The organism is Streptomyces sp. NPDC101225, from assembly GCF_044767585.1.
Taxonomy (GTDB): Bacteria; Actinomycetota; Actinomycetes; order Streptomycetales; family Streptomycetaceae; genus Streptomyces.
Genome location: NZ_JBIWOE010000022.1, coordinates 88025 through 99297, shown reverse-complemented (window position 1 = coordinate 99297; position 11273 = coordinate 88025). Strand labels below are relative to the sequence as shown.

General features: G+C 73.3%; 8 protein-coding genes. 5 read left to right on the top strand and 3 right to left on the bottom strand.

The window, feature by feature from the left end; translation table 11 throughout:
• Positions 1 to 152 precede the first annotated feature (152 nt).
• Positions 153 to 392: a hypothetical protein gene (locus ACIRPX_RS27740; RefSeq protein WP_404199981.1), complete on the top strand. Its 240-nt coding sequence runs from the start codon at positions 153 to 155 to the stop codon at positions 390 to 392.
• Positions 393 to 544: 152 nt separating this feature from the next.
• Positions 545 to 1120, top strand: coding sequence for a TIGR04222 domain-containing membrane protein (locus ACIRPX_RS27735; RefSeq protein WP_404199978.1), 576 nt, complete (start codon positions 545 to 547; stop codon positions 1118 to 1120).
• A 69-nt stretch (positions 1121 to 1189) separates the two neighbouring features.
• Here the strand turns inward: ACIRPX_RS27735 and gcl are convergent, their stop codons facing one another.
• On the bottom strand, positions 1190 to 2974 hold the full coding sequence (gcl, locus tag ACIRPX_RS27730) for a glyoxylate carboligase (protein ID WP_404199975.1): 1785 nt from the start codon (positions 2972 to 2974) through the stop codon (positions 1190 to 1192).
• 199 nt (positions 2975 to 3173) lie between these two features.
• Between gcl and ACIRPX_RS27725 the strand changes: the two genes are divergently transcribed.
• Positions 3174 to 3854 (top strand): hypothetical protein, encoded by a 681-nt coding sequence (locus tag ACIRPX_RS27725; protein ID WP_404199972.1) that lies wholly within the window; start codon positions 3174 to 3176, stop codon positions 3852 to 3854.
• A 48-nt stretch (positions 3855 to 3902) separates the two neighbouring features.
• Here the strand turns inward: ACIRPX_RS27725 and ACIRPX_RS27720 are convergent, their stop codons facing one another.
• Together ACIRPX_RS27720 and ACIRPX_RS27715 are read right to left on the bottom strand one after the other, a co-directional pair.
• Positions 3903 to 5492 (bottom strand): AMP-binding protein, encoded by a 1590-nt coding sequence (locus tag ACIRPX_RS27720; RefSeq protein WP_404199970.1) that lies wholly within the window; start codon positions 5490 to 5492, stop codon positions 3903 to 3905.
• A complete protein-coding gene (locus tag ACIRPX_RS27715) occupies positions 5489 to 7165 on the bottom strand; it encodes an AMP-binding protein (protein ID WP_404199967.1) in 1677 nt (558 codons plus the stop codon). The genes ACIRPX_RS27720 and ACIRPX_RS27715 overlap by 4 nt, the downstream gene beginning before the upstream one ends.
• 112 nt (positions 7166 to 7277) lie before the next feature.
• Here ACIRPX_RS27715 and ACIRPX_RS27710 point away from each other — a divergent pair, with 112 nt between their 5' ends.
• Together ACIRPX_RS27710 and ACIRPX_RS27705 are read left to right on the top strand one after the other, a co-directional pair.
• Positions 7278 to 8111 (top strand): response regulator transcription factor, encoded by an 834-nt coding sequence (locus tag ACIRPX_RS27710; protein WP_404199965.1) that lies wholly within the window; start codon positions 7278 to 7280, stop codon positions 8109 to 8111.
• A gap of 160 nt (positions 8112 to 8271) precedes the next feature.
• Positions 8272 to 11076 carry an AAA family ATPase gene (locus ACIRPX_RS27705; RefSeq protein WP_404199962.1) on the top strand — a complete coding sequence of 935 codons (2805 nt, stop codon included), beginning with the start codon at positions 8272 to 8274 and terminating at the stop codon, positions 11074 to 11076.
• The last annotated feature ends 197 nt before the right edge of the window (positions 11077 to 11273 follow it).

The window sequence follows — 11273 nt, the reverse complement described above, 5'->3', positions numbered from 1 at the left end:
CAAGCGCCGGGCCCCCCCCCCCCGCCCCCCGGGGGGCCCCCCCACCCCCCCCCCCCCCCCCCCGCGGGGGGGGGGGGGGGGCGCCCCCCCCCCCGCCCCCCGATCCGGTGCACCGGGGTGCGAAGCGCCTGCTTTCGCAGGAGTCTGAAGGCATGACACATCCACCGCGGCATCCGCACATCGTGGTGCACTCGCCGGCCCTGGACGGGTCCCGGCGGGTCACGGAGGGCGACGAGACGCTGGGGATCGCCACACACGTGGACGACGTGAGCGAGATCCTGCGGCTGGCCGACCTGTACGTCACCGACGTCGAGGGCAGCGAGCTCATCGAGTGGCAGGGCGGCGGGCCCGACGACTGGCCCGGCCTGTCCGAACACCACGAGCAGGCGTGAGCGCGCGCGTACGCCCCCGGACGTAGGACGTCTACGCCATCCTCAAATGAAGCTCTGAACACGGTTCAAGAGGCTTCAACCGCCCCCGGGGAAGGGCACATTGTTGTCACGCGGAGCCCGCCGGCACGGGGGCGGCGGGCTCCGCGAGGGGGGTGCGATGGCCAGCCAGGTCCACGACGGTCGTGCTGGAGCCGCACGACGTGGCGCTGATACGGGGCGGCCGCCGGGCCGCGGTCACGGTCGCCGTGCTCGATCTGCATCTGCGCGGCGTGGTCCGCGCGGGCCGGGCGGGCACCATGCGGGCCTCGGGACCGGCCACCGGCGCCGCCCTCGCACCGCTGGCCAAGGCCGTGCACGCGGCGCTCCACCGGCCCGCGGGCATGGGCCAGCTGCTGGAGCGCCGGGGCGTGCGCACGGCGCTCGCCCAGGCACGCTCCGCACTCGGCTCCGGCGGGCTGCTGCGGTCCTTCCCGCCCGGCCGCACCGGCGCCGCCCGCAGACGGCTGAAGGAGCTGCGCGACCGGCATCCGCTGCCCGCGGACCGGGCCGGCCTGCCGGCCGAGGAGATCCTGTTCGCCGTCGCCCTGTACGGGGACCGGGCGCTGACGGCCCTCGTACCGCGCTTCGCCCGGGACGCGGGGCTGACCGGCCGGGGCGGCACGACGGAGCGTGAACTGCCCGGCGCCTCCTGCGGCAGCGGCGGCGGCCCGAGCTGCGGCTCGGTGTGACGGCCCCGGCACGCGCGAAGGGGCGGCCCGTCCGACCGGACGGGCCGCCCCTCTTCCGCGTTCGGCCGGTCAGACCTTCAGCGTCCTGATCGAGGTCGGGGCGTGCCCCGGCTCGGTCGCGATCTCCTCGAACTCGGTCACGTTGCCGATGTCGTTGCTGGTCGACATGGAGATGTTGGTGACGCGCTCCAGGATCGCCTCGACGACCACCGGCACCTGGAACTCGGCCGCGAGCTTCTTGGCCTGCTCCAGGGCCGCGCCCAGTTCGGCCGGGTCGGTCACCCGGATCGCCTTGCAGCCGAGGCCCTCGGCGACCTTGACGTGGTCGACGCCGTAGACGCCCAGCTCGGGCGAGTTGATGTTCTCGAACTCCAGGTTGACCTGGAAGTCGATCTCGAACGCCCGCTGCGCCTGGCGGATCAGTCCCAGGTAGGAGTTGTTGACCAGGACGTGGACGTAGGGGATCTTGTGCTGCGCGCCGACCGCCAGTTCCTCGATCATGAACTGGAAGTCGTAGTCGCCGGAGAGGGCGACGACCTGCGCCTCCGGGTCGGCCGTGGCGACACCCAGCGCGGCCGGGATCGTCCAGCCGAGCGGGCCCGCCTGGCCGCAGTTGATCCAGTGCCGCGGCTTGAAGACGTGCAGCATCTGGGCGCCGGCGATCTGCGAGAGGCCGATGGTGGAGACGTACCGGGTCTCCGGCCCGAAGGCCTTGTTCATCTCCTCGTAGACGCGCTGCGGCTTGATCGGGATGTCGTCGAAGTGCGTACGGCGCTGGAGCGTCGCCTTCTTCTCCTGCGCGGCGGCGGCCCAGGCGGCGCGGTCGGGCAGCCGGCCCGCGGCCTTCCACTCCCGTGCCACCGCGACGAACAGCTCCAGCGCGGCCTTCGCGTCCGACGCGATGCCGTAGTCGGGGGCGAAGATCTTGCCGATCTGGGTGGGCTCGACGTCGACGTGCACGAAGGTGCGGCCGGCCGTGTAGACGTCCAGCTTGCCGGTGTGGCGGTTGGCCCAGCGGTTGCCGATGCCGAGCACGAAGTCGGACTCCAGGAACGTCGCGTTGCCGTAGCGGTGCGAGGTCTGCAGGCCCACCATGCCGGCGTTCAGCTCGTGGTCGTCGGGCAGGACGCCCCAGCCCATCAGGGTCGGGACGACCGGGGTGCCGGTCAACTCGGCGAACTCGACCAGCAGTTCGGCCGCGTCGGCGTTGATGATCCCGCCGCCGGCGACGATCAGCGGACGCTCGGACTCGTTCAGGAGCACGATCGCCTTCTCGATCTGGGCGCGGGTCGCGGCCGGCTTGTAGACGGGCAGCGGCTCGTAGGTCTCCGGGTCGAACTCGATCTCGGTGAGCTGCACGTCGATCGGCAGGTCGATCAGGACCGGGCCGGGGCGCCCCGAGCGCATCAGGTGGAAGGCCTGCTGGAAGACGCCGGGCACCTGCGCGGCCTCCAGCACCGTGACCGCCATCTTGGCGACCGGCTTGGCGATCGAGGCGATGTCGACGGCCTGGAAGTCCTCCTTGTGGATCACGGCGGTCGGGGCCTGGCCCGTGATGCACAGGATCGGGATGGAGTCGCCGGTGGCGGAGTACAGACCGGTGATCATGTCGGTGCCGGCCGGGCCCGAGGTGCCGATGCAGACGCCGATGTTGCCCGGGTGCGTACGCGTGTAGCCCTCGGCCATGTGCGAGGCGCCCTCGACGTGGCGGGCGAGGGTGTGGTGGACGCCGCCGGCGGCCTTGAGCGCCGCGTAGAAGGGGTTGATCGCCGCGCCGGGCACACCGAACGCGTTGGTGACGCCCTCGCGCTTGAGGATCTCAACTGCCGCGCGGGCAGCGGTCATACGTGCCATCGAGTACTCCTGCTTCGGCTGTCGGATTCGCACTCCCGGCGCGCCCCGCGGTGGCTCTTCCGTGTCGGCTTCTCCATGCTTTCCGCGCTATTCCACTATGCGGAAAGTTTCTTCTACTATCTGGAATCAAATGTAGGAGGGGGAAGGAAGGCAGTCAAGAGACGGACAAGCGGGCGCCCGCAGGAGGACGATGAGAGCCATGTCCGAGAGCGTCCCGGTGCGCTGTCCGGCCTGCCGGCGCGCACACCACTACACGGCGCCGTCCTACCGCTGCGTCTGCGGCGCCCGTGTCGTGCCCGCGCTGGACCGGCACGGGAGCGCGACGGCCGTCTCCCACGAGTCCTGGGAAGAGGGCTGGGTCACTTTGCGGTGCGCCGCGTGCGGCCGCGGCGACCAGTGGCCGCGGCCGGAGCTGGGCTGCCCGTGCGGCATCCTGCTGCGCGTGCCGATGGCGGAGACGGCCGGCGCGGCGAAGACGGCCACCCGGCCCGAACGCCCGCGCTCCCGCTTCCGGCCCGTGACCATCCACACCGCCCGGGACGCGGTGACGGCCACCGCCGTGTATCTGCGCTGGCTCGGCTACCGGGACATCCGCCGCGCCGACCAGCGGCCCCCGTCCGGCATCGGCCTCGCCGCGCGCGGCCTGGTGGCCCAGGTCGACCCGACCGCGCGGCCGGCCTCGCCGCGCGACGTGGAGTGCCTGTGGCTGACCGCCATGACGGAGTCGGCGGACTGCGTCTACTTCTCCCTGGCGGGCTACGCCGACGAGGCCCACACCCGCGCCGAGACCCTGGGCGTGCCCCTGTTCGTCCTCGCCCTCACGGGCACCCCGCAGCCGGTGAACGGCCCGGCGGACGAACTGGACGCCACCGGCGCCTGAGCACCGGTGGCGTCGCCGAGTGCCGACCGGCCCGCCCGCAACGGGACGTCAGTCCCCGTACTTCTCCCGCAGCTCCACCTTGCGCACCTTGCCCGACACGGTCATCGGGAAGGCCTCCAGGACCTGGAGCAGGCTCGGGACCTTGTAGTGGGCCAGACGGCCCTCGCAGTAGGCGCGGACGTCCTCGAGGGTCGGGGGGTCGGCCGGGTCGCGGGGGATGACGCAGGCGAGGACCTCCTCCCCGTACCGCTCGTGCGCCACGCCCACGACCTGGACGTCCCGGATCTTCGGGTGGCCGTAGAGGAACTCCTCGATCTCGCGCGGGTAGATGTTCTCGCCGCCGCGGATGATCATGTCCTTGATGCGGCCGACGATCTCGACGTAGCCGTCCTCGCGCATCGTCGCCAGGTCGCCGGTGTGCATCCAGCGGCCGGCGTCGACGGCCTCGGCGGTCTTCTCGGGCTCGTTCCAGTAGCCGAGCATCACGCTGTAGCCGCGGGTGCACAACTCACCCGCGCCGCCGCGCGGCAGGGTCACGCCGGTGGCCGGGTCGACGACCTTCACCTCGATGTGCGGCAGCACGCGGCCGACCGTGCCGGTGCGGTGCTCCAGGTCGTCGTCCATCCGGGTCTGCAGGGAGACGGGCGAGGTCTCGGTCATGCCATAGCAGATGGAGACCTCCTCCATGTGCATCTCGGCGACCACCCGCTTCATCACCTCGACCGGGCAGGGCGAGCCCGCCATGATGCCGGTGCGCAGCGAGGTGAGGTCGTAGCCGGCGAAGTCGGGCAGGCCGAGCTCGGCGATGAACATCGTCGGCACGCCGTAGAGGGAGGTGCAGCGCTCCTGCTGCACGGCGTCGAGAGTGGCCTTCGGCTCGAAGGAGGGGGCCGGGATGACGATGCAGGCGCCGTGCGAGGTGGCGGCGAGGTTGCACATCACCATGCCGAAGCAGTGGTAGAAGGGCACCGGCACGCAGATCCGGTCCTGCTCGCTGTAGGCGATCAACTCACCCACGAAATAGCCGTTGTTGAGGATGTTGTGGTGGGAGAGGGTGGCCCCCTTGGGGAAGCCCGTGGTGCCCGACGTGTACTGGATGTTGATGGGGTCGTCGCAGGACAGCGCCTCGTACGTCACCTCCGGCGTCGCGCGCCCGAGCAGCGCCTCCCAGCTCGGGTCGGCGATGTAGACGACCTCGCGCAGCTCGGCGCAGCGGCCGCGCACTGCGTCGACCATCGCCCGGTAGTCGCTCGTCTTGTGGCTGAGCGAGGCGAACAGCAGCGAGACGCCCGACTGCTTCAGGACGTACTCGACCTCGTGGGTGCGGTAGGCCGGGTTGATGTTCACCATGATCGCGCCGACGCGGGCGGTGGCGTACTGGACCAGGACCCATTCCGGGCAGTTGACCGCCCAGATGCCCACCCGGTCCCCCTTGGCGACGCCGCTCGCGCGCAGCGCCCGCGCGAGCCGCTCGACGTCCGCGCCGAACTCGGCGTACGTCCAGCGCCGCCCGGAGGGCACGTCGACGAGCGCCTCGCGGTCGGGCCAGGCCGCGACGGTCCGGTCCAGGTTGGCGCCGATGGTGTCCCCGAGCAGGACGGTCCCGCTCGTCCCGTGCGTGTACGACAGCTCACTCACCGGAAGTCCTCCTCGCGGTACTCCTGCTGCGAACCGGCGGCGGTCGCCTCGCGCAGCTCCACGCGGCGGATCTTGCCTGAGACGGTCTTGGGCAGCGCCCCGAACTCCAGCCGGCGGATGCGCTTGTACGGGGCGAGCACCTCGCGCGCGTGCTCGAAGATCACCTTCGCGGTGTCGGGCCCGGGCTGCCAGCCCTCGGCGAGGACCACGTACGCCTTGGGCACGGCGAGCCGCACCTCGTCCGGGGCGGGCACGACGGCGGCCTCGGCCACCGCCTCGTGCTCCAGCAGCGCGCTCTCCAGCTCGAAGGGGCTGATCTTGTAGTCGGAGGCCTTGAAGACGTCGTCGCTGCGGCCGACGTAGGTGATGTAGCCCTCGGCGTCCCGCGCGCCGATGTCGCCGGTGCGGTAGTAGCCGCCGGCCATCGCCTCCGCCGTGCGCTCCGGGTCGCCGTGGTAGCCGGTCATCAGGCCCACGGGCCGCGCCGACAGGTCGAGGGAGATCTCGCCCTCCGTGGCACCGGGCGCGCCCGTCACCGGGTCCAGCAGCTCGACCTTGTACCCCGGGCTCGGCCGCCCCATGGATCCGGTCTTGAGCCGCTGGCCGGGGCTGTTGGCGACCTGCACGGCCGTCTCGGTCTGCCCGAAGCCGTCCCGGATGGTGACGCCCCAGGCACGCCGGACCTGTTCGATGACCTCCGGGTTCAGCGGCTCGCCGGCGGCGACCGCCTCACGCGGCCTGGCGCGCAGCTGGGTCAGGTCGGCCTGGATGAGCATGCGCCACACGGTCGGCGGGGCGCAGAAGGTGGTGACGCCCGCGCGGTCCATCTCGGCCAGCAGCCGGGCCGCGTCGAAGCGCGTGTAGTTGTGGATGAAGACGGTCGCCTCGGCGTTCCAGGGCGCGAAGAGGTTGGACCAGGCGTGCTTGGCCCAGCCGGGCGAGGAGATGTTGAGGTGCACGTCGCCGGGCATGAGCCCGATCCAGTACATGGTGGCCAGATGGCCGATCGGGTACGAGGTGTGGGTGTGCTCGACCAGCTTGGGGCGGGCGGTGGTGCCCGAGGTGAAGTACAGCATCAGCGGGTCGTCGGCCAGCGTCGGGCCGTCCGGGAGGAACGGGGCGGGGACGACGGCGTAGGCGTCCTCGTACGGCTGCCAGCCCTCCACCGGCAGTGGGCCGACGCAGATGCGGGTGTAGGCGCCGGGCACGTCGTCGAACTTGGCCGCGTCCTCGGCCCGCACCACGACGTGCCTGACCCGGCCGCGCTCGACGCGGTCGCGCAGGTCGCCCGGCCCGAGCAGCGGGGTCGCGGGGATGACCACGGCCCGCAGCTTCATCGCGGCCAGCGCGGTCTCCCACAGCTCGACCTGGTTGCCGAGCATGACGAGCACGCGGTCCTCGGCCCCGACGCCCCGGTCGCGCAGCCAGTGGGCCACCCGGTCCGAGCGCTCGGACATCTCCGCGAAGGTGACCCGGACCTCGCTGCCGTCCTCCTCGACGATGTGCAGTGCGGTGCGGTCGTTGCCCTCGGCGATGACGTCGAACCAGTCGAGCGCCCAGTTGAAGTGCTCGGGCCGGGGCCAGCTGAACCCCTCGTAGGCCTTCGTGTAGTCCTCGCGGTGCTGCAGCAGGAAATCCCGGGCGCCCCGGAAGAGCTCCGTCGCCGTCGTCATCTGTCCTCCTCGTGCCGGACCATTGCCGGGCGGCTCTCTGCCATCGTGTAATCCGTGATGCAGGTCTCACTACCCCCGAACGGGGGTGTGTGCTGCAGGAAAGGGCGAGCAGGTGACAGCAGACGCGGCCTCAGCGGTCGAGATACGCAACGCCTTGGTGCGGCTGCGGCGCGCCACCGGGCTGCCCGTGGCCTTCGGCGGACTGGTGGAGGCGGGCCGGCACCACGTGCGCATCAGCGAACTCAACGGCGCGGCCACGCTCGCGCTGAGCGGACTGCCCGTGAGCTCCGGAAACGGCCTGGGCGGCCGGGCGGTCGCACTCGCCCGGCCGTGCGCCGTCACGGACTACAGCTCGTCGCCGCAGATCAGCCACGAGTACGACATCCCGGTCGCCACGGAGGGCCTGCGGTCGATCCTGGCGGTGCCGGTGGTCGTGCGGCGCCGGGTACGGGGTGTGCTCTACGGTGCCCTGCGCACCGCCCAGCCGCTCGGGGACCGCACGCTGGACGCGGCGATGGTGGTGGCGCGGGACGTGGAGCAGGCGCTGGCCGTCGGGGACGAGGCGCGGAGCCTGGCGGCGGCCGCCCGCGCCGGGCGGGCACCGGACGCCGCCGCGGGCGCCGCCTGGGAGCAGGTGCGGGAGGCGCACGCGGCCCTGCGCGCGCTGGCGCCGCGGATCGCGGACCCGGCCGTGCGCGCGGAGCTGCTCGACGCGTGCGACCTGCTGACCCCGGAGGCGGCCGGCGGGGAGGTGCGCCTGGCCCCGCGCGAGCTGGATGTGCTCGCCTGCGTCGCGGCCGGCGCCACGAACGCGGCCGCCTCGGAGCGGCTCGGGCTGCGCCCGGAGACCGTGAAGAGCTACCTGCGGTCGGCCATGCGCAAGCTGGGCGCGCACACGCGGGGGGAGGCGGTCGCCGCGGCGCGTCGCACCGGGCTGCTGCCGTAGCCGGGGGGCGCCACGCCGAAGGTCATCTATTCTTGCCACCGACCTTTGAATTTCCCCATGCGACACCATTGTTATATCCCTCACCACCTCTTCCGTCCGGATTTCAAAGAGACATTGCCTAGAATTTGGTGGGGACACGACACGTGGAGGGGAGCGGACCGTGCGAGGGGACTTCAAGGAGCCTGCCCGATGCCGCCCCGACCTGGTCATCGGCCGGGCGGAGCCGTTGAACGCGGCGCGTGAGCAGCTCGCCCGCGGCGGCAGCGTCCTGCTCCACGGTCCCGCCGGAATAGGAAAGTCGACCGCTCTGCGGGCTTTGGCCACCGATTACGGGACGGCCGCGCGTACGGTCTTGCGCTGCTCCGCCACCGAGTCCGAATCGCATCTCCCGTTCCTGGCGCTGGCGGACCTGTTCGGGCTGGTCGCGGACGAGGTCTCCGGCAAGCTCCCGGCCGCCCAGCGCACGGCCCTGGAGTCGGCGCTCACCGGCCGCGGCGAGTCCACCCTCCAGCGCGACGGCCTCGCCCTGCGCCTGGCCGTGCTCTCCGTCCTGCGGGCGCTGGCCGCCGAGGGCCCCGTGCTGCTCGTCGCCGACGATCTGCAGTGGCTGGACTCGGCGAGCGCCGAACTCCTCGGCTTCGCCGCCCGCCGCCTCGGCGACACCCCCGTGCAGCTGCTGTGCGCGGTGCGCACCGAGGGCCAGGAGGAGTACGACCGCCATCTGCGCGCCACGCCGCCCGACACCCTGGCCGTGCGGATCGGGGCGCTCTCCCGCGGCCAGGTCTCCGCCCTCCTCGACCACCGCGGCTACACCGGCCTGCCCCGCTCCACGGTCCGCGACATCCACCGCACCAGCGGCGGCAACCCGCTCTTCGCCCTCGAACTGGGCCGCGCCCTGGCCGAGAACCCGACCCCGCCGCGGCCCGGCGAGCCGCTGCCGGTGCCCACCTCGCTGCGCACCCTCGTGCTGAACCGGCTGGACCTGCTCTCCGACGAGGCCCGCCGCACGCTCCTGGTGGCCAGCGCCGGCGCCCGGCCCACGCTGGCCCTGCTGCACGCGGCCGGCCGGGACGACGCCGAGGCCGAGACGGTCCAGGCGGCCGAACTCGGGCTGCTGGCAACGGAACCGGAGGGCCCCGCCGTACGCTTCGCGCACCCGCTGGTCTCCGCCGCGCTGTACGCGGAGGCGCCCGCGCAGGAGCGGCGCGCCGCGCACGCCGCGCTGTCCACGGCGGCCTCGGACCCGATCGAGCGGGCCCGCCACCTCGCCCTCGCGACCACCGGCACCGACCCGGAGGCGGCCGCCCGGCTCGCCGAGGCCGCCGCCCTGGCCCGGGACCGCGGGGCGCCCTCGGTCGCCGCCTCGCTCGGGCTGCTCGCCGCCCGGCACACCCCCGCCGCCGACGAGCCGGGCCCGGACGAGCGCCGGCTCCAGGCCGCCGAGGACGCGATCACCGCCGGCGAGGTGGACCTCGCCCGGGACATCGCCCGCGACGTGCTGACCCGGGCCACCGCCGCCGCGGACCGGGTGCGGGCCTGGATGGTCGTCATCGAGGCGGCCGGGCAGGCGCTCGGCGACGTCGACACGGTCTACCCGCAGGCGCTCGCCGACGCCGGCGACGACGCGGGGCTGCTCGCCCTGGTCCACTACCAGCTGGCCTGGCGCGGGCTGGTCGTGGAGGGCGACTTCGCGGAGGGCCGGGAGGAGGCCGCGCACGCGGCGGAGCTCGCCGCCCGCGCCGGCGACCGCCGCACCGAGCTCCTGGCGCTCGCCTTCCAGGCACAGACCGAGAACCTGATGGGCCACCCGGACGCCCCCGCGACCATCAAGCGCGCGCTCAAGGAGCCCCAGGACCCGCAGGTCGCCTGCCACCACAACGGCACGGGCGCGACCCGCTACCGCTGGCTCATCATGAGCGACCAGCTGCCCGAGGCCCGCAGCACCGTCAACGCCCTGCTGCGCGAGGTGCGCCGGCGCGGCATGGTCGAGAGCGAGGTGCACTTCGTGCGCCTGCTCGCCGAGACCGAACTGCGCTCCGGGCACTGCGGCCGGGCCCTCGACCTGGCCCGGGAGAGCATGCGGCTGGCCCGTGACTCCGGGATCGGCGAGATCCCCTCGGCCGTGCTCGACTCCCTCGCCGAGGCCTCGGGCGGCGACCCGGAACGGGCGCTGGCGCTGGCGCGGGAGGCGGTGGAGCAGGCCGAGCAGGCCGGCGACCTGATGTACGTCTCGCGGGGACTGACCGCGCTCGGGCACGCCCAGCTCGTGGCCGGGGACAGCGTGGGCGCGGTGGGCTCGCTGCGCCGGGTGCGGGAGCTGGAGCGCGGGCTCGGCATCACCGACCCGGCCCGCGGACGCTGGCACGGCGACCTCGCCGAGGCGCTCGTACGGACCGGCGAGCTCGACGAGGCGCAGCACCTCCTCGACGTGGCGCGCGCCCACGCGCTGCGGCTCGGGCGGGAGAGCGTGCTCGGGGTGCTGGACCGTGCCGAGGCGCTGGTGCGGGCCGCGCGCGGGGAGCACGAGGCCGCGCTCGCCCAGCTGACGTCGGCACAGGACCGGCTCGGCAAACTGGGGTACGGCCTGGAGGAGGCACGAGCCGCGTTCGCCCTGGCGTCGCTGCGCCCCGGTCGCCCGGGACCGACGTCGTACGACGAGGCGGCCCGGCTGTTCCGGCGCTGCCGGGCGCTGCCGTGGCTGCGCCAGGTGGAGGCGGCCGCCGCGGCGAGCCGGGTGGAACCGATCGCCCCCGCGGCCACGTCGGAGGGGCTGGAGGGTCTCGCCTCGATGGAACGCCAGGTCGCCGCGCTCGTGATGGAGGGCGCGACCAACCGGGAGATCGCCGCCCGGCTGTTCATCAGCGTGAAGACCGTCGAGGCGACCCTGACCCGGGTCTACCGCAAGCTGGGGATCCGCTCGCGTGTGGACATCGTCCGTTTGGCCGCCGCACGGCGCGCGAAGTGACGGCGCGCCAGGTTAACTGAGGCGGACCGAGGGTTTTCCCTCACCCCAACCCGCTAGGGGGTTCCCTCATTGGGAGCCGGGGTTCTGGGTCCTAGCGTGATGGACGTGCCGCTCGCCCGGGCATACGGGGGTCGGTCCCGCGACCCCCGTGCTACGCCCCCACCCGTGCGACCCCCCACCGGCAACCCCCGTTGAGG